Source organism: Amycolatopsis sp. GA6-003, from assembly GCF_046267895.1.
GTDB lineage: Bacteria > Actinomycetota > Actinomycetes > Mycobacteriales > Pseudonocardiaceae > Amycolatopsis.
Genome location: NZ_CP176499.1, coordinates 5,353,336 through 5,371,057, shown reverse-complemented (window position 1 = coordinate 5,371,057; position 17,722 = coordinate 5,353,336). Strand labels below are relative to the sequence as shown.

General features: G+C 70.2%; 16 protein-coding genes. 12 read left to right on the top strand and 4 right to left on the bottom strand.

Annotated features, from left to right (window positions below; all coding sequences use genetic code 11):
• Nucleotides 1-31: 31 nt before the first annotated feature.
• Nucleotides 32-1,120, bottom strand: coding sequence for an inositol-3-phosphate synthase (locus F9C12_RS24135; protein WP_409184117.1), 1,089 nt, complete (start codon nt 1,118-1,120; stop codon nt 32-34).
• Nucleotides 1,121-1,185: 65 nt separating this feature from the next.
• The gene (locus F9C12_RS24130) at nt 1,186-1,743 is read right to left on the bottom strand and encodes a PadR family transcriptional regulator (RefSeq protein WP_409184116.1); all 558 of its coding nucleotides are present in this window, start codon (nt 1,741-1,743) and stop codon (nt 1,186-1,188) included.
• 245 nt (nt 1,744-1,988) lie between these two features.
• Between F9C12_RS24130 and F9C12_RS24125 the strand changes: the two genes are divergently transcribed.
• From F9C12_RS24125 to F9C12_RS24115, 3 genes are all read left to right on the top strand, one after another.
• The gene (locus tag F9C12_RS24125) at nt 1,989-2,390 is read left to right on the top strand and encodes a DUF5318 domain-containing protein (RefSeq protein WP_043831456.1); all 402 of its coding nucleotides are present in this window, start codon (nt 1,989-1,991) and stop codon (nt 2,388-2,390) included.
• Nucleotides 2,391-2,739: 349 nt separating this feature from the next.
• On the top strand, nt 2,740-5,385 hold the full coding sequence (locus tag F9C12_RS24120; protein WP_409461927.1) for a transglycosylase domain-containing protein: 2,646 nt from the start codon (nt 2,740-2,742) through the stop codon (nt 5,383-5,385).
• 423 nt (nt 5,386-5,808) lie between these two features.
• The gene (locus F9C12_RS24115; RefSeq protein ID WP_409467061.1) at nt 5,809-8,124 is read left to right on the top strand and encodes a transglycosylase domain-containing protein; all 2,316 of its coding nucleotides are present in this window, start codon (nt 5,809-5,811) and stop codon (nt 8,122-8,124) included.
• A gap of 66 nt (nt 8,125-8,190) precedes the next feature.
• Here F9C12_RS24115 and F9C12_RS24110 read toward each other — a convergent pair whose 3' ends face one another.
• Nucleotides 8,191-9,249, bottom strand: coding sequence for a Gfo/Idh/MocA family oxidoreductase (locus tag F9C12_RS24110; RefSeq protein ID WP_409461926.1), 1,059 nt, complete (start codon nt 9,247-9,249; stop codon nt 8,191-8,193).
• Between the two features lie 57 nt (nt 9,250-9,306).
• On the opposite strand from F9C12_RS24110, the gene F9C12_RS24105 reads away from it, so the two are divergent.
• Together F9C12_RS24105 and F9C12_RS24100 are read left to right on the top strand one after the other, a co-directional pair.
• Complete coding sequence (locus tag F9C12_RS24105) at nt 9,307-10,374, top strand: ROK family transcriptional regulator (RefSeq protein WP_409461925.1); 1,068 nt, start codon at nt 9,307-9,309, stop codon at nt 10,372-10,374.
• A gap of 35 nt (nt 10,375-10,409) precedes the next feature.
• On the top strand, nt 10,410-11,975 hold the full coding sequence (locus F9C12_RS24100) for a glycosyltransferase family 87 protein (RefSeq protein ID WP_409461924.1): 1,566 nt from the start codon (nt 10,410-10,412) through the stop codon (nt 11,973-11,975).
• A 55-nt stretch (nt 11,976-12,030) separates the two neighbouring features.
• Here F9C12_RS24100 and F9C12_RS24095 read toward each other — a convergent pair whose 3' ends face one another.
• Entirely contained in the window at nt 12,031-12,804 is a 774-nt protein-coding gene (locus tag F9C12_RS24095; RefSeq protein ID WP_409184111.1) for a deoxyribonuclease IV, read from the bottom strand.
• Nucleotides 12,805-12,907: 103 nt separating this feature from the next.
• On the opposite strand from F9C12_RS24095, the gene F9C12_RS24090 reads away from it, so the two are divergent.
• From F9C12_RS24090 to rplI, 7 genes are all read left to right on the top strand, one after another.
• On the top strand, nt 12,908-13,729 hold the full coding sequence (locus tag F9C12_RS24090; RefSeq protein ID WP_409461923.1) for a hypothetical protein: 822 nt from the start codon (nt 12,908-12,910) through the stop codon (nt 13,727-13,729).
• 133 nt (nt 13,730-13,862) lie between these two features.
• Entirely contained in the window at nt 13,863-14,813 is a 951-nt protein-coding gene (locus F9C12_RS24085; protein WP_409461922.1) for a hypothetical protein, read from the top strand.
• Nucleotides 14,814-14,942: 129 nt separating this feature from the next.
• Nucleotides 14,943-15,869, top strand: a complete 927-nt coding sequence (locus F9C12_RS24080) for a hypothetical protein (protein ID WP_409461921.1) — start codon at nt 14,943-14,945, stop codon at nt 15,867-15,869.
• A 101-nt stretch (nt 15,870-15,970) separates the two neighbouring features.
• Nucleotides 15,971-16,294 (top strand): 30S ribosomal protein S6, encoded by a 324-nt coding sequence (gene rpsF / locus F9C12_RS24075; RefSeq protein ID WP_106964995.1) that lies wholly within the window; start codon nt 15,971-15,973, stop codon nt 16,292-16,294.
• 29 nt (nt 16,295-16,323) lie between these two features.
• Nucleotides 16,324-16,845, top strand: coding sequence for a single-stranded DNA-binding protein (locus tag F9C12_RS24070; protein ID WP_409461920.1), 522 nt, complete (start codon nt 16,324-16,326; stop codon nt 16,843-16,845).
• 34 nt (nt 16,846-16,879) lie between these two features.
• On the top strand, nt 16,880-17,128 hold the full coding sequence (rpsR, locus tag F9C12_RS24065) for a 30S ribosomal protein S18 (RefSeq protein ID WP_009085242.1): 249 nt from the start codon (nt 16,880-16,882) through the stop codon (nt 17,126-17,128).
• A gap of 14 nt (nt 17,129-17,142) precedes the next feature.
• Nucleotides 17,143-17,607 (top strand): 50S ribosomal protein L9, encoded by a 465-nt coding sequence (rplI, locus tag F9C12_RS24060; protein ID WP_037364230.1) that lies wholly within the window; start codon nt 17,143-17,145, stop codon nt 17,605-17,607.
• The last annotated feature ends 115 nt before the right edge of the window (nt 17,608-17,722 follow it).

Sequence of the window (17,722 nt, the reverse complement as noted above, 5' to 3'; positions counted from 1 at the left end):
GGATTCCCCGCACGGACAGGCAAACGGCGGCTCAGCGCTCCACTTCGCCGCGGATGAAGGCGTCGACCGCGTCGCGAGCGGTCGAGTCGTCGTACTGCTCCGGCGGCGACTTCATGAAGTAGGACGACGCGGACAGGATCGGGCCGCCGATGCCGCGGTCCTTGGCGATCTTCGCCGCGCGCACCGCGTCGATGATGATGCCCGCCGAGTTGGGGGAGTCCCACACCTCGAGCTTGTACTCCAGGTTCAGCGGCACGTCGCCGAACGCGCGGCCCTCGAGGCGGACGTAGGCCCACTTGCGGTCGTCGAGCCACTGCACGTAGTCCGACGGTCCGATGTGGACGTTGCCCTTGCCGAGCTCGCGGTCGACCTGCGAGGTGACCGACTGGGTCTTCGAGATCTTCTTCGACTCGAGCCGCTCCAGCTCCTTCATGTTCAGGAAGTCCATGTTCCCGCCCACGTTGAGCTGCATCGTGCGGTCGAGCTGCACGCCGCGGTCCTCGAACAGCTTGGCCAGCACGCGGTGCGTGATGGTGGCGCCGACCTGGGACTTGATGTCGTCGCCGACGATCGGGACGCCCGCGTCGGTGAACTTCTTCGCCCACTCCGGGTCGGAAGCGATGAAGACCGGCAGCGCGTTGACGAACGCGACGCCCGCGTCGATCGCGGCCTGCGCGTAGAACTTGTCGGCCTCTTCGGACCCGACGGGAAGATAGGAGACGAGCACGTCGACCTGCGCGTCGCGCAGCGCGCCGACCACGTCGACCGGAGTCTCGTCGGACTCCTCGATGGTCTCGCGGTAGAACCGGCCGAGGCCGTCGTAGGTGTGCCCGCGCTGGACGGTGACGCCGAGCGGCGGCACGTCGGCGATCTTGATCGTGTTGTTCTCGCTGGCGGAAATCGCCTCCGAGAGGTCCCGGCCGACCTTCTTCGCGTCGACGTCGAACGCGGCGACGAACTCGATGTCGCGCACGTGGTAGTCGCCGAACTGGACGTGCATCAAACCGGGGACGCGCGTACCGGGATCCGCGTCGCGGTAGTACTGCACGCCCTGGACCAGCGACGAGGCGCAGTTGCCGACGCCCACGATGGCCACCCGAACGCGGCGGTTCTCGCCCATGCCGGTTTCTCCTTCAATCTCATTCACTTGCATCTGCAGGTCTGCCGCCCCGTTGCGGCCGCCGCTCAACCCAGTCCCGGCTGCTCCGGGCCGCGCTGTTCGGCTTGTTCGTGCGCGATCAGCTCGTTGAGCCAGCGCACCTCCCGCTCGCTCGACTCCAGCCCCAGCCGGTGCAGCTCGCGGGTGTAGCGGTCGATCTTCTCCTCGGCCCTGGCCAGCGCGTCCCGCAACCCTTCGCGCCGCTCCTCGACGCGGCGGCGGCGGCCTTCCAGGATTCGCATCCTGACGTCGGCCGGTGTCCGCGAGAAGAACGCCAGGTGGACGCCGAATCCCTCGTCGTCCCACGTCTGCGGTCCCGCGTCGCCGAGCAGTTCGGCGAAGCGTTCCTTGCCCTCGGCGGTGAGCTTGTAGACGCGGCGGCCGCGCCGGGACCACGCCCGGTCGTCCGCCTCGTCGAACTCCTCGACGAGGTAACCGGCCCGCAGCAGCCGGCGCAAGGTCGGATACAGCGAGCCGTACGAGAACGTCCGGAACATCCCGAGCGTCTCGTGCAAACGTTTGCGCAGCACGTACCCGTGCATGGGCGCCTCGTGCAGCAATCCGAGGATCGCGAGTTCGAGCACACCACACCCCATTCCGGGAATACGCCGCGGCCGGAACCGTTGATCACCCGGAACCGGCTCAGCCAACCTACTCGCCGAGTATATCGCGCCGATACATCGGAGTGGCGGAAGTAACCCGCGACCAGCACGCGCGCGCCGATCCGTGATCAGAGCGTTAGCAAACTTTCGGCGTGTCCGAACGGTTGCCCTGGGTACGGGAAAGCAGGGGGCACCGCGGACACAGAAAGAGCCCGTACTCTGTCCTCGTGCGAAACCAGCGGCAGGTTGTGGATTACGCCTTGCAGCGCCGTGCGCTGCTGGCCGGCGTCCGCTCCGGACGCGTCGGAGACCACGAGGTCTGCGACGCGAGCCCGTACCTGCTCCGCGCGGCCAAATTCCACGGCAGACCCGAGGACCGGGCCTGCCCGATGTGCCGCCGGGCCCCGCTGCACCTCGTCTCCTGGGTGTACGGCGACGAGCTCAAGCACGTCTCGGGATCGGCACGCACCCCCGCCGAACTGGCCCGGATGTCCGGGATTTTCGGGGAGTTCACCGTCTATGACGTAGAGGTGTGCCGGACGTGCCACTGGAACCATCTGGTCCTGTCCTATGTCCTCGGCACGGGAGAGCCCCAGCCGACCCGGCCGCGAAGGACTGCCGGGCAGTGACGAGTACCACAACCGCTGCAGAACGCAGGGCGGTGCGCCGCGGTTCGTCCCGGACGGCGGCGCCGGCAGTGCAGCCCTCGGAGGCCCATTCGTGAACGACGACCGCAACCGCTCCTGGCCGAGCCAGGAGCCAGATGCACCTCGCCGTGCCCGGCGACCCCAGGAGGACCCCGGTCCCGCCTGGCCCGCCGATGACGCCCCCCGGCGCCCCGCGCCGCCCCGCCGTCCTCCCGCCGGCGGGCCGCGCCCGCCGCGCGCCCCGCGTGCCGAAGCCGGTCCGGAATGGCCGAGCGGCGACGAGGGCGCTCCGCAGTGGCCCGCCGCCGACGAGCCGCGCCGCCCGCAGCGCATGCCGCAAAACCGCGCCCCGCAGGGCCGCGCGCCCCAAGGCCCCGGCCCGCAGGACCGCGGTTCGGGCACCCGTGCCTCGCAGATCCTCGACGGACAGGGCGCGCCGCCGCGCCGCCAGCCTCCGGGCGGACGACCCGGGCCCAACGGCGGCCCGAACGGAAACGCCACCCAGGGGCTCCGGCAGCCGCCGCCCAACGGACGGCCGCCCCAGGGCCGCCGGGTCCCGCCGCCGCCTCCGCCGTCCTATCCGGAGACCGACCGCGAACCGGACCTGATCACGCATGCCGCGCACAACGGCTACGCGCCCTACGACGACCGGTACGACGACGGCTACGACCCGTACGACGAGGAAACCCGCCTCGCCCAGTACTCGGACGACGCGGACTTCGAGGACGAGCCGGAAAGCGAGGAGGACGGCAAGAAGCCCAAGACCCCGCTCTCGCCGGCGCAGCGCCGCAAACGCCGGTGGAAGATCGTCCGGCGCGTGCTGTACGCGATGTTCGGCCTGTTCGTCGTGGTGCCCGCGATCGCGTTCGTGATCACCTATTTCACCGTCGACGTGCCCTCGCCGCAGGAAGTGCTCGCGAAGCAGAGCCAGCCGATCACCTTCTTCTACAGCGACAAATCGGTGATGGGCCGCGTGGTCCCGGAGGGCGGCAACCGCGAACTGCTGCAGCCCAACCAGGTGCCCGAGGTCGTCAAGCACGCCGTGTACGCGGCGGAGGACGCGACCTTCGAGACGAACTCCGGCTTCAACGTGATGGCGATCCTGCGGTCGGTCTTCAACCAGGCGACCGGCGGCACCGGCGGCGGTTCGACCATTTCGCAGCAGTACATCAAGCAGGCGACCAAGAACGACGCCCCGACGCTGACGCGGAAATGGACCGAGCTGGCGAAGTCGTTCAAGCTGAACAACGAGGCGTCCAAATCGGACATCATCACCGGCTACCTGAACATCGTCTTCTTCGGCCGCGGCGCGAACGGCATCGCCGCCGCTTCGAAGGCGTACTTCGGCAAGGACGTCAGCCAGCTCAACGCGTCCGAGGCGGCGCTGCTCGCCGGGATGATCCAGGGCCCGAGCCGCGACCGCGACACCGCGTACGTGCAGAAGCGGTGGAGCTACGTGATGGACCAGATGGTGGCCAACCACTGGCTCTCGCCCGCCGACCGGCAGGCCGCGCAGCTGCCCACGCTGATCCCGCGCGACGCGCAGCGGAAGCAGGACGCGGGCACGCTGGACTACTTCATCCGGCAGCGCATCGTGCAGGAGCTGGAAGCCAAGGGCTACGACGAGGACAAGCTGTACTCCAGCGGCGCGAAGATCTACACCACGATCGACCCGAACGCGCAGAAGCTCGCGGTGCAGTCCATCCAGGACAACATGGAGGGCCAGACCGACGAGAACCTCCGGGGAGCGCTGGTCGCCGTCGACCCGAGAACCGGGGGCGTGCTCGCTTATTACGGCGGGCCGACCACGGTGAAGAACGACGCGGGCAAGGACGTGCTCGCCACCGACTGGGCGAACACCCCGCAGAACCCGGGTTCGTCGATGAAGGCCTTCGACCTCACCGCGTGGCTGAAGATGGGCAAGGGCCTCGGCGAAACCTTCGACGGCACCGACCGGCGGGAACTCGGCGGCCGCGTGGTCCGCAACGCGGGCGAAAGCTCCAGCTGCGGTCCGCAGTGCACGGTCAAGAAGGCCATGGAGGTCTCGGCCAACACCGTGTTCTACGACATGGTGCTGAACTGGACTAAACCAGCGCGGGTCGCCGAAGCCGCCAAGGAAGCGGGCGTGCAGCCCGCCCCGAAGGGCAAGGCGAAACTCGGCACGAGCGACGCCAACATCGCCCTCGGCGGTGGCGCCACCGCGGTCACCCCCGAGGACATGGCCGCCGGGTACTCGTCGTTCGCCTCCGGCGGCGTCCGGCGCGACCAGCACTTCGTCGCGAAGCTCACGAACTCCCAGGACGAGGTCATCTTCGACGACACCAACGGACAGGGAAAGCCCGCGTTCGACGACAACGCGGACAAGAGCAAGCAGATCGCCGGGAACGTGACCGAGGCGCTCGGCCCGGTCATCGCCGAATCGCACCTGAAGTGCCCGAGCGGACACGAATGCGCGGGCAAGACCGGCACCCAGCAGTACGACCCGCGAGACGGCGACCCGAGTTCGTACAAGGACCGCAACGCCCAGACCTGGATGGTCGGGTACACCCCGTCGGTGGCGGCCGCGGTCTGGATCGGCGGCGACGGCAACAAGCCGCTGCACGACAAGAACGGCAAGCCGATCTTCGGTAAGACCATCGCCGGCCCGGCGTGGCAGGACTTCCTCACGAACTACCTGAAGGACAAGCCGGGCGAGAAGTTCGACAAGGTGCAGCCGATCGGCAAGGACGCGGACGAGGTCGTCACGTCGACCAAGGCGGCCCCGCCGCCGCGGCAGACCACGAGCGAAGAGGCACCGCCGCCGTCGACGCCGTCCTCGTCGTCGGCGCCGCCGTCCAGCTCGTCGCATCCGCCGTCCTCGACGACCACCAGCCCGACCCGGCCGGGCGGCATCTTCGACGGCGGAACCGAAGGCGGCAATCCGGGCAGCGGCGGCGGTCCGGTGGTGAACGGCGAACCGACCCGGCGCGGCGGCTGATCCGCGTCCGACCCGCTCCAAGAGGCTCCTCTCCACCCCGGAGAGGAGCCTCTTTTCGTCGGTACCGCCCGGCTGGGGGTGCGGTAGGTTCACCGACGGTCTCCTCCCCTCGCGAAGGGGATCGGCCAGGGGAGTGAACCTCTACCGGGGTCGCCGCGTCTGGTCAACAGAGGGCCTTCTGCGTCCGCAGGCTGCCCGTGTCCGAGAAGAGGATCCGCAGTGAACGACGACCGCAGCCGCTCCTGGCCCGACCGGGATCCCGACCCGCGGCGTCAACCACCCCCGTCCCAGCCCGGCCCGCCGCCGTGGGCCCGCGGCCCGCAGCGTCCGGCCGCCGGTCCGGCGGGTTCTCCGCCGCCGGGCCGCCGTCCGCCGCCGCCCGGCCGCCGCCCGGTCCCGCCGCCGCAGCGCGAGCCGGAGCTGATGACGCACCGGATCGCCGAGGACGACTACCGCGATCCGGGCTACCGCGACGCCGGCTATCGCGACGAGGGACCGCTCGACCCGGACGAGGGCTATCCGGCGGAAGACCTGGACAAGAAGGGCCGCACGCCCGCGCCGCGCAAGAAGAGACGCTGGAAGATCATCCGGCGCTGTGCGTACGCGTTCGTCGGCCTCTTCATCGTGCTCCCGGCGATCGCGTTCGTGATCACCTACTTCATGGTCGACGTGCCCTCGCCGCAGAGCGTCGCGCAGGGCCAGAACCAGGCCGTCACCTACCTCTACGCCGACGGCAGCCCGATGGGCAAGGACGTGCCCTCCGGCGGCAACCGGCAGATCCTCACCCCGCAGCAGATCCCGGACGTGGTGAAGCACGCGGTGATCGCGACCGAGGACGCGACGTTCGAGACCAACTCCGGCTTCGACGTCACCGGCCTGCTCCGCGCGGTGTTCAACAACCTCACCGGCGGCACCGGCGGCGGGTCCACGATCTCGCAGCAGTACATCAAGAAGGCCACCGACAACGACGCCCCCACGCTCACCCGAAAATGGACCGAGCTGGCGAAGTCCTTCAAGATGAACCAGACGTACGAGAAGCAGGACATCATCACCGCGTACCTGAACATCATCTACTTCGGGCGCGGGGCGTACGGGATCGGCGCGGCGTCGCAGGCCTTCTTCCACAAGGACGTCTCGAAGCTGGACTACTCCGAGGCGGCGCTGCTCGCCGGGCTGATCCAGCAGCCGGGCCGTTCGGAGAACCCGAAGGTGGCGCAGGGCCGCTGGAACACCGCGCTCGACCGGATGCTCGAGAACAAGTACATCACCGCGCAGCAGCGGCAGGAGGCGAAGTTCCCGGCGGTGATCCCGCTGGACGAATCGAAGGGCGACGCGAACGCGCCGTACAAGTTCATCACCGCCCAGGTGAAGGCTGAGCTGGCGCAGCACGGCATCGACGACGACAAGTACTACTCCGGCGGCTACACGGTCCAGACCACCATCGACAAGCGCGCCCAGGAGGTCGCGACCCAGGTGGCGACCGACGCGCTGAAGGACCAGACGGACGACCGGCTGCTCGATTCGCTGGTGGCGGTCGATCCGAAGACCGGCGGGGTGCTCGCGTACTACGGCGGGCCGGCGACCATCGACGTGAACGGGAAGAAGCAGGGCGCCCGCGACTGGGCGAACACGCCGCAGAACCCCGGTTCGTCGATGAAGGCGTTCGACCTCACCGCGTTCCTCAAGATGGGCAAGGGAATCAACTCGACCTTCGACGGCAGCAACAACCGGGTCTTCGACGGCCGTGTCGTGCGCAACGCGGGTCCCAGTTCCAGCTGCTCCGGGCAGTGCACGGTCGCCGAGGCGATGAAGCGGTCGGCGAACACGGTGTTCTACGACATGGTGCTGAACGAGACGCATCCCGGTCCGGTCGGGCAGGCCGCCCAGGAAGCGGGCGTCAAGACCAAGGACAAGGGCGGCCAGTCGCTGATCTCCACCGCGGACGCGAACATCGCGCTGGGCGGTGGGCAGACCCAGATCACGCCCGCGGACATGGCCAGCGCGTACGCGACCTTCGCCGCCAACGGCATTCAGCGCGACCGGCACTTCGTGAAGAAGGTGACCAACTCGCAGAACGAGGTCGCTTACGAGGCGCAGCAGAGCGCGGGCAAACCGGCGTTCGACAGCAGCGCGGACAAGAGCAAGCAGATCGCCGGCAACGTGACCATGGCGCTGGGCCCGGTGATCGACTTCTCGCACCTGAAGTGCCCGTCCGGCCACGAATGCGCCGGCAAGACCGGTACCCAGCAGCACACGAAGCGGCCGGGCGAACCGGCGTGGGCGGCGAACGCGAACGCGCAGACCTGGATGGTCGGCTACACGCCGTCGGTCTCGGTCGCGGCGTGGGTCGGCGCGGACGGCGACCAGAACCTGCACGGTCCGGGCACGTCACCGATCTACGGTTCGACGATCGCGGGCCCGATGTGGCAGAAGTTCCTCGACGGCTACCTCAAGGGCAAGCCGGGCGAGAAGTTCGACCAGGTGCCGCTGATCGGCGCGCAGGCCCCGCCGCCGGACCAGGGCGACCAGAACGCGGGCGAAGAGCATCCTCCGCAGCAGACCACCGGCAACGAACCGGAGGATCCCGGCGACGGGAACGACCACGGCGGGCCGATCACCGGCGGGCCCAGCCAGCCGCATTGGCCGAGCGGGTTCCCGCACTGGCCGTCGGGCAAGCCGTCGTCGCACAACCCGCCCAGCGGCGGTCCGTCGACCGGCGAGCAACCGCCGCAGGAGTGACGAAAAAGGCCGTGGCCGCGACGGTGGGGGGAGGCCGTCGCGGCCACGGCCGTTCGGAGGGCGGCTTCAGCCGCCGAGTGTGAGCACGCGGCCTTCGGCGCCCGAGCGGTGCGCGGCTTCGATCACGCGCAACGCCTCGACCGCGCTCGCCGGGTCCACCGGGAACTCCGCTTCCCCGCGCAGCGCGTCGCGGACCTGGGCGTAAAACGCTTCGTAGCAACCGGTTTCGGTCGGCACCACTTCGGTGTCGTCGTTCACGCCGAGCACGCCGGCGTCGCTTTCCGGCTCCACGCCCCAGCCCTCGTCGCCGGGCCGGAGACCGGCTTTGATCTGCGGTTCCTGGACGTCGAGGCCGTATTTCGTGAACGTGGCCTGGTCGCCGAGCACGCGGAAGCGCGGGTTGCGGGTGCCGGCGAGCGCCGACGACCACAGATGCGACCGCACGCCATTCGCGTGGTGCAGGGCCACGAACACGTCGTCGTCCACCTGCACGCCGGGGCGGCGGCGGTCGACCTCCGCGTACACCTGGGTGACCGGGCCGAACAGCTGCAGCGCCTGGTCGACGATGTGCGCGCCGAGGTCGTAGAGCAGCCCGCCGGCCTCGGCCGGGTCGCCGAACTCACGCCAGTTGTCCTTGATCTTCGGCACCCAGCGGTCGTAGCGGGATTCGAAGCGGAAGACGGCGCCGAGCCTGCCGGACTCGAGCACCTTGGCGACGGTGCGGAAATCCGAGTCCCAGCGCCGGTTCTGGAAGACCGTGAGGCCGACGCCCTTCGCCTTCGCCGCGTCGACCACCTGCTGTGCCTCGGCCGCGGTCGGCGCGAACGGCTTGTCCACGACCACCGGAATCCCGGCCTCGATCGCGCGCAGGGCGAGCGGCACGTGCGTGCGGTTCGGCGTGGTCACCACGATCAGGTCGAGATCACCCGCGCGGGCGAAAAGCGCGTCCGCGTCCGGGACCACCTCGGCGCCGGGGTGCTCGGCGCGCGCCTGCGCGGCCCGCTCCGGGTTCGCGGTCACCAGCACGGCCGGGACCAGGCCCGGCGTCGCCGCGACCAGCGGCGCGTGGAAAATCCGGCCGCCGATCCCGTACCCGAGGATGCCGACCCGCGCGTCATCAGCCATGACCCCCATTAAACAACACTGTTGCGTAATAGGCCACCCGTCCGAGATGATCGGCCGATGGCGGAAACCGGCGTCAACCTGCGCGGGCTGCGACGCCACAACCGCGCGCTGCTGCTCGGGCACATCCTGCGCGCGGGCGGGCTGAGCCGGGTCGAACTGGCGCAGCGGTCCGGGCTGACCCAGCAGGCCGTGTCGAAAATCGTGTCCGACCTGCTTCCGGAAGGACTGCTCGACGTCGAACGCGCACCCGCGGCCGGAGTCGGCAAACCGCGCACGATGCTGCGGCTGCGCGCGGAAGCCCGCTGCGCACTCGGCGCGCAGGTCGACCGGGACGGTTTCCTCGTGCTGCGCACCGGCCTGACCGGCGAGGTCGAGGAGATCGTGGAAGGCCCCCTGCCGATCGGCTTCGGCCCGGAGGCCGCGGTGACCGCGATCGCCGACGGCGTGCGCAAACTGCTCGCGGGCGTCGACCCGGCCCGCGTGCTCGGGCTCGGCGTCGGCGCGGTGGGACCGCTCGACCACCACGCGGGCCGGGTCCGCGACGCCACCAACATGCCCGGCTGGCACGACGTCCCGCTGCGCGATCTGCTCGCCGAACGCACCGGGCTGCCGGTCACGCTCGACAAAAACACCAACTCCGCCGCCTTCGCGCACGCCTGGCCGGAGGAAACCTCGGCCGCGACCGCGGTCGTGCTCGTCGGCACCGGAATCGGGGTCGGCCTGCTCATCGACGGGCGCGTTTACCGAGGTCCGCGCACCAACGCGGGTGAGTTCGGCCACACCACCATCGCCTATGCCGGACCGCGCTGCGCCTGCGGACGCCGCGGCTGCGTCGAGGTCATGCACCGCGCCGCCGGAACCCCGCACGACGCCGCCCGGCTGCTCGGCATCGGGCTCGCCGACCTGGTGCAGGTGCTCGATCTCGAACGGATCGTCCTGTTCGGACGGACCGTCCGCGGCGCGCCGGAGGTCTACCGCGAAACGGTCTCGCAGCAGCTGCGCGAACTGCTGCCGGTGCCGTACTGGCAGCGCATCGACGTCGAGCTGAGCGATCTCGGCGAGGAGGCGGTGGCCCTCGGCGCCGCTTTCGAGGTGCTTGCCGGGTTTTACGAGGATCCGAAATGACCGGCGCCCCACCCGCGGACCGATAGCATCCCGACGTGTCCCGCGTCTCCGAACCCGCCGACGAGCCGGATTCGGCTCCCCGCACGCTCACGCCCGCCGAGCGGATCGCCCCCAGCAGGCACGATCCGCTGGTGGCCGCGGCGACGAGACCCGTCGGCGGCCCGATCGGCGCGCACGCGGCGGTCGGCAGGCAGTGGTTCTGGTCGCCGCAGCGCGTCGGGCTCGCGATGGCCGTGCTCGCGCTGGTGGTGTGCTGGTTCGGCAAGGCCTCCTGCATCCAGCAGTACAGCGACTCCAACGGCGTGCACCAGCTCGACTGGCGGTCCGGCCGCCCGTTCGTCGCCATGTGCTACTCCGACATCGTTCCGCTCTACAGCTCGGAAAAGCTCGACGACGCGAACACCTTCCCCTACGTCACGTCGTGGCAGGAGGATTCGCAGACCGCGGAGAACCAGACCCGGTACATGGAGTACCCGGTGGTCACCGGCCTGTTCCAGTGGATCAACGCGAAGCTCGCGGCGGGCTGGACCTCGGTCGCGAACGCGGGCTGGCTGCCCGGCGCGCTGCCGGTGGCCATTTACTTCAACATCTCCGCGTTCTGGCTCGCGCTCGCCTGGCTGGTCACCGTGTGGGCCACCGGGCGGACGACGAAACGCCGGCCGTGGGACGCGGCGCTCGTCGCCCTTTCCCCGCTGGTACTGGTCCATACCTTTACGAACTTCGACGCGCTCGCCACCGCGGCCACCGCCGCCGGGATCCTGGCGTGGGCGCGAAAACGCCCGGAGGTCGCCGGAGTCCTCTTCGGACTCGGCGTCGCCACCAAGCTGTATCCGCTGCTGTTGCTGGGCGTGCTGTTCCTGTTGTGCCTGCGTGCCGGAAAACTGCGTGCCTGGAGCCGGACCGCGGCGTTCACCGTGCTGGCCTGGCTGGTGGTGAACGTCCCGTTCATCGTGGCCGCGCCGCGCGGCTGGTGGGAGTTCTTCCGGCTCAACACGTTGCGCCCGATGGACCCGGATTCGCTCTACAACGTCATCTCCTACGCCACCGGCTGGGCGGGCTTCGACGGCGTACTCCACAAAGGACAGACGCCGGCCGTGCTGAACATCGTGGTCTCGGTGCTGTTCCTGGTCTGCTGCGCGGGAATCGCCTACGCCGCGCTCACCGCGCCGCGCCGGCCGCGGTTCGGGCAGCTGGCTTTCCTTGTCGTGGCGGCGTTCCTGCTGACGAACAAGGTGTGGAGCCCGCAGTACTCGCTGTGGCTCGTCCCGCTGGCGGTGCTGGCGATCCCGCGCTGGCGGCTGCTGCTGGGCTGGATGGTCATCGACGCGGCGGTGTGGGCGCCCCGGATGTTCTACTACCTCGGCGTCGACCACAAAGGACTGCCTGCGGGCTGGTTCCTCGGCGGCGTGGTCGTCCGCGACCTCGCCGTCGCCGGGCTCTGCGTACTGGTGCTCCGCGAGATCTACCGCCCGCGCACCGACCTGGTCCGGCTCTCCGGCGACGACGACCCGGCGGGCGGCGTGCTGGAACGGGCCCGCGACAAGGTCGTCTTCCCGCCCTTCCGCCGCTCCCGCACCGCCGCCGAGCAGCCGGTCTCGTGAGCCGGGAAGGACTCCTTCCGGGACTCCGCGTCCGGCGAGGAGCCCTTCCCGGACTTCAGCCGAGCTGCTTGCGCAGGTAGGCGATGTCGGCGGCCTGGCCTTCGCCCGGCGTCTCGACGACCACCGGCGCGCCCGCCTGGCGCACGACCTCGGCGAGCAATTCCGGTTCGATCGTGCCGTCGCCGTCGACCACCGAGGCGTGCCGGTCGCGGTTGGAGCCGTGCTCGTCGCGGGAGTTGTTGCAGTGCACCAGGTCGATCCGGCCGGTGATGGCCTTGACCTTCTCCACCGCGGTCTCGAGGTCCCAGCCCGCCGCGTACGCGTGGCAGGTGTCGAGGCAGAAGCCCGCGCCGAACTCGCCGACCTTGTCCCACAGCCGGGCGATCACGTCGAGTTCGCGGGTCATCGCGTTGTCGCCGCCCGCGGTGTTCTCGATCAGGATCGGCACCGCGAATCCGCCCTTCTCCGCCTCGCGCTCGAAAAGCTTGCGCCAGTTGAGCAAGCCCTCCTCGACGTCGTCGCCCGCGCCGACGTGCCCGCCGTGCACGATCAGGCCCTTCGCCCCGATCGCGGCGGCCCCGTCGGCGTGCTGGGTGACGTTCTTGCGGGACGGGATGCGGATCCGGTTGTTCTTGGACGCGACGTTGATCAGGTACGGCGCGTGGATGAACACCTCGACCGGGGAGGCTTTGATCTCCTCGCCGTGCGGATGCGGTTTCGGTGCCTTCCACCCCTGCGGGTCGGAGAGGAAGAACTGGACGACGTCGGCTTCTCGCTCGGCGACGGCGGCCAGCGGATCGTCGTCTCGGACATGGGCGCCAATCTGCATGCCCTGACGCTACTACCGGGCGAATCTCCCCCTTCCGCCTGAGTTGGTGACGCTCGTGGAGTACCGTGAGCGCGTTCCGTGATCCAGTCGGGGGAGGAAAGGCATGCGGAAACGCGCTGGACGGACGATTTCGCTGGGGATCGCGCTCGCCGCTCCGCTGCTTCTCGCTTTTCCCGCCGCTGCCTCCGCGGACCCGAGCCCCACGATCAGCGGCGACTGCGAATCCACGCTGCAGAACGACAAGAACGGCACCGGCCTCGCGCTCGACGCGGGCGCCCCGCTCAACGCGCCGAACCGGCTCACCGTCGGCCTCGATTCGAAGGCGAAGCAGTCCGACGGCAACAACACGTTGCTCAACCTCCCGGTCGGCGACACCGTGCGCACGCTGGGCGTCGGCGAGGTCCCCGTCGTTGGCGAGACGGCGGCGAAGGACACCTGCCCGATGCTGCAGGCCGCGGCGAACGGCGTCGGCAACGCGACCCAGGAACTGGTCGGCGGCCTTCCGGGAAACCCGACCCCCGGGCCGCCGCAACCGACGCCCAAGCCGCCCAACCCCACGCCGAACCCGCCGTCCCCGGCCCCCGGTCCCGGCGGCCCTGGCCAGCCCGTCCCCGGCGGCGACACGCTCGGCCCGGTGACGTCGGTCAGCGGCGACCTGTCCGGCCTCGACTCGGTGTCCGGCATCTTCACCGGAGCCGCGATGCTCCCGGCGAGTTTCGTGCAGGCCCCGATCGTCACCCAGGTCGTGCCCGGCCAGCTGCCGCAGGGCCAGGTGCCGACCGTCGACGCGAAGCGCTCCGGCACCGCCGAAGCACTGCCCGCGGCCACCCCGCCCGCCCGGCTGCCGCTGCTGATCGCCGTGCTGGCGCTCGCGCTGGTGGCCGCCGCGCTGGTGCGCGCGTGGCTGCGCCGCACGCCCGCCTGACTCTCACCCTGAGTAGCGCCCGCTTCCACCCGAATGCCTGACCTCGGAGGGGAGGCGGGCGTTACTCGTCTTCGTTACCGTCGTTGTCCACAGCGAGGCAGGTACAACGGACGCGGCGAAAGGGTCGACGGCCATGCAGCAGCACCGGGCACGAAGGGCCACCGCGGTCGGCGCCGCCGCTTTCGTCCTGGCCGGCTCGGCCGCGCTCGCCGCACCGGGCACCGCCTCCGCGAGCACCCTGACCGCGACCTGCGGCTCCACCATCACCGCCCATCCGGGCGACCACGTCCAGGCGACCACTCCGCTGCTCGGCATCCCGATCGACCTCGGCATCGTCGGCCAGGTCTCCGGCGTGCTCACCGGCACCATCAACGCGGTGCTCGGCACGGTCTGCAAGGTCACGGTGAACGTGGTCAACACCGTCGTCGCCCCGGTCCCGGTGGTCGGCGCGCCGGCCGCGAGCGCGGTCAACGGCGCGGTGGCGGGCGGCACGAACACGCTCCAGCAAGGGGTCGCCGCGGCGGGCCAGGCCTTCAGCGGCAGCCAGCCGGGCAAGCAGAACCCGGCCCCGAACCCGCAGCAACCGCCGTCCGGCGGCAACGGCGGCAGCCCGCAGCAGGGCGGTTCTCCCGGCGGTGGCCAGCAGCAGTCCCCGATGCCGGGCTCGACCAGCCCGGTGCTCGGCGATTACGGCGCCGCGGGCGGCGGGGCCGCGCCGTTCTCGGCCTTCCTGCCGAACTTCAGCAATCTGTCGTACGGCTACAACACCGGTTACGCGCCGATGCGCGACTACAGCGGCATCCCGATGGCGATGGCCGGCCTGTTCAGCCCGTCGCCGTCGCTCCGGTACGGCAGCCAGATCCCGGGTTACGCGCCGCAGTACGGCGTCGCGAACCCGGACGGCTCGGCCGGCGGCGATCGCACGATCCAAAACGCCGGCAACGCCGAAGCATTGCCCGGTACTGGCGGCAACCACACGAACGGGTTGGACTGGCCCGTTCTGGTGGCAGTTTTGGCACTCTCCGGAGTCAGCGCCGGGCTGGTCCGCACGTGGGTGCTCCGCCGAATGGCCGCTACGAGCTAGCCCGCCCCACCCCAGCCGCCACCCTCAGTCAGCGGCTTCGCCGCACTGTTGTCACTGCGCCAGTATCTTTACCGGAGTCCATTCGTTGTCCTAGACGCGACGAACCATGCCCGCGGACCCCGGAGGATAGTGCTCGTGCGGAAAATCCCCACCTGGAAGCGAACCCGTCGAGCACTCACCGTCACCGCTCTCGCCGCCCTCTTCACCGGCGGCACGTTCCTGGGCGCCGGTCCCGCTTCCGCGGCGACCACGCTCGCGAACCAGTGCAAGGGCGCGGTCACCGGCGGCATGGGCGACACGGTCGCCGTGCCCGGTTCGGCGGTCAAGGAGATCGTCCGCCGGTCGGCCCAGGATCAGGTCAACTTCTGGCGCCTGCTCACCGTGTGGCCGGATTCGCTGGCGAATGCCATCGCGAACAAGGGCAACCTGCCGGTCGGCTCGATCCCGAACGCCGCGGGCGGCACGATCAGCGGCGACGCGATCGGCCAGGTCGTGGCGAACGCGCTGAAGGACGAGTGGGGGCTCGGCGTCCTCCCGGACACCAAGACCAAGGTGCTGAACGGGATCCGCGGCGGCGTCGCGTCCGCGTGCGGGCTCACCACCACGGCGAACAACTACCAGGCGCCGTCCTCCCCGAACTCCCCGGCGAACGGCGGGGCCCCGGCGAACGGCAACGGCACCGCGCCCGCGCAGAACGGCGGCGGCAACCCGCTCGGCAGCTACCAGCCGGGCTCGACCGGCATCGCCCCGCCGCGCGACTACGGCAACATCCCGACCGCGAGCCCGGGCACCCCGGGCGTGCTGGGCACCGCGATCGCCCCCGGCGCGCGGTACGGCACGCTGCCCGGCTCCGGCGCGCTGCCGCAGCAGCCGTCGGCCGGACAGGACCCGCAGGGCCAGCAGGGCCCGGACATCCGCAACGCGGGCAACGCCGAAGCGCTGGCGAGCCAGGGCGGAGCCTCGGACGTCCAGCTGCCGATGCTGCTCGCGGTGATCGTGCTGGCCGGCGTCACCGCCGGGCTCGTCCGCACCTGGGTGCTGCGCCGCGTCAGCTGACCCGCCGCGCCGGACCGTCGGACCCGCCGGGTACGCTTACCTGGACAAACCCTCCTGTCACGGAACCGCCGTGACCGCGAGCCCATAGGAGGTGAGTGGTTATGTCACGCCATTACGAGGTAATGGTCATCCTGGACCCGACGCTCGACGAGCGTACGGTCGCGCCCACGCTGGACAACTTCCTCAACGTGATCCGCACTTCGGGCGGAAGCGTCGAGAAGGTCGACGTGTGGGGCCGCCGTCGCTTGGCGTACGAGATCAAGAAGAACGCCGAGGGCATCTACGCGCTGCTGGACCTGAACTCGTCGGCCGAGGCCGTCAAGGAACTGGACCGCCAGCTGTCGCTGCAGGAAACCGTGCTGCGCACCAAGGTCATGCGCCGCGAGGTCAAGGCCGCGGCCAAGCCCGCGCCCGCCAAGGCCTGATCCGAGCCCGAGCCGAAGGGACGCCATCCGTGGCTGGAGACACCGTCATCACCGTGGTCGGAAACCTGACGTCCGACCCGGAGCTGCGCTTCACCCCGTCCGGGGCGGCGGTCGCGAACTTCACCGTCGCGTCCACCCCGCGCACGCTCGACCGGCAGACCGGCGAGTGGAAGGACGGCGAGGCGCTGTTCCTGCGCTGCAACATCTGGCGGCAGGCGGCGGAGAACGTCGCCGAGTCGCTCACGCGGGGCGCCCGCGTGGTGGTGCAGGGGCGGCTGAAGCAGCGGTCGTTCGAGACCAAGGAAGGCGAGAAGCGCACCGTCGTCGAGCTCGAGGTCGACGAGATCGGCCCCTCGCTGCGCTACGCGACGGCGAAGGTCAACAAGGTCAGCCGCGGTGGCGGCGGCGGTGGCGACTTCGGCGGCGGCGGCTTCAACGGAGGCGGCGGCAATCGCGGCGGCGGCAACAGCGCGCCCGCCGACGACCCGTGGGGCTCGGCCCCGCCCGCGGGCGGTGGCGGCGGAGGCTTCTCCGACGAACCCCCGTTCTGATCTCATCTCTTTCTAGAATTCCAGGAGCACACCAGTGGCCAAGCCACCCATTCGCAAGCCCAAGAAGAAGGTCTGCGTGTTCTGCAAGGCCGAGAAGAAGGGCCGCCCGGAAACGATCGACTACAAGGACACGAACCTGCTGCGGAAGTACATTTCCGACCGCGGCAAGATCCGTGCCCGTCGCGTCACCGGCAACTGCAGCCAGCACCAGCGCGACATCGCCATCGCGGTGAAGAACTCGCGCGAGATGGCTCTGCTGCCCTACACGTCCACCGCGCGCTGAGGGGAGCACCAGTCATGGCGAAGATCATTCTCACCACCGACGTGGCGAACCTCGGCGGCCCCGGCGACATCGTCGAGGTCAAGGACGGCTACGCCCGCAACTACCTGCTGCCGCGCGGCTACGCCATCGTGGCCACCAAGGGCGCGGAGAAGAACGTGCGCACGATCCAGCGCGCGCAGGAATCCCGCCGCATCCGCGACCTCGACCACGCCAAGGAGATCAAGGCGACGCTCGAGGGCCTCGGCGCGATCCAGCTGACCGGCAAGGCCGCGGCGGGCTCGAAGAAGCTGTTCGGCTCGATCACCGCCGGCGAGATCGTCGACGCGATCAAGGCGCAGGGCGGCCCGCTGCTCGACAAGCGCGTCCTCGACCTCCGCGACCACATCAAGACGGTCGGCAAGCACTCGGTCAACGCCCGCCTGCACCCGAACGTGAAGGTGGACCTCCGGCTCGAGGTCAAGGCCGTGGCCGCGAACTGACGTTCGCGTCTTTTTTCCGCGAACCGCCCCCGGGAGATTCTCCCGGGGGCGGTTTCGTTTCCCCGGACTTCCCGCAGCTAGAGGCCGCTCTCGAAACAACTGAAGGCGAAGCGGG

Excerpts from the sequence above, each read along its gene's own strand:
- rplI (WP_037364230.1), top strand. The coding sequence starts at position 17,143 with ATGGCGAAGATCATTCTCACCACCGACGTGGCGAACCTCGGCGGCCCC.
- rpsF (WP_106964995.1), top strand. The coding sequence starts at position 15,971 with ATGTCACGCCATTACGAGGTAATGGTCATCCTGGACCCGACGCTCGAC.
- F9C12_RS24085 (WP_409461922.1), top strand. The coding sequence starts at position 13,863 with ATGCAGCAGCACCGGGCACGAAGGGCCACCGCGGTCGGCGCCGCCGCT.
- F9C12_RS24110 (WP_409461926.1), bottom strand. The coding sequence starts at position 9,249 with ATGGCTGATGACGCGCGGGTCGGCATCCTCGGGTACGGGATCGGCGGC.
- F9C12_RS24120 (WP_409461927.1), top strand. The coding sequence starts at position 2,740 with ATGCCGCAAAACCGCGCCCCGCAGGGCCGCGCGCCCCAAGGCCCCGGC.
- F9C12_RS24115 (WP_409467061.1), top strand. The coding sequence starts at position 5,809 with ATGACGCACCGGATCGCCGAGGACGACTACCGCGATCCGGGCTACCGC.
- F9C12_RS24135 (WP_409184117.1), bottom strand. The coding sequence starts at position 1,120 with ATGGGCGAGAACCGCCGCGTTCGGGTGGCCATCGTGGGCGTCGGCAAC.
- F9C12_RS24095 (WP_409184111.1), bottom strand. The coding sequence starts at position 12,804 with ATGCAGATTGGCGCCCATGTCCGAGACGACGATCCGCTGGCCGCCGTC.
- F9C12_RS24105 (WP_409461925.1), top strand. The coding sequence starts at position 9,307 with ATGGCGGAAACCGGCGTCAACCTGCGCGGGCTGCGACGCCACAACCGC.
- F9C12_RS24090 (WP_409461923.1), top strand. The coding sequence starts at position 12,908 with ATGCGGAAACGCGCTGGACGGACGATTTCGCTGGGGATCGCGCTCGCC.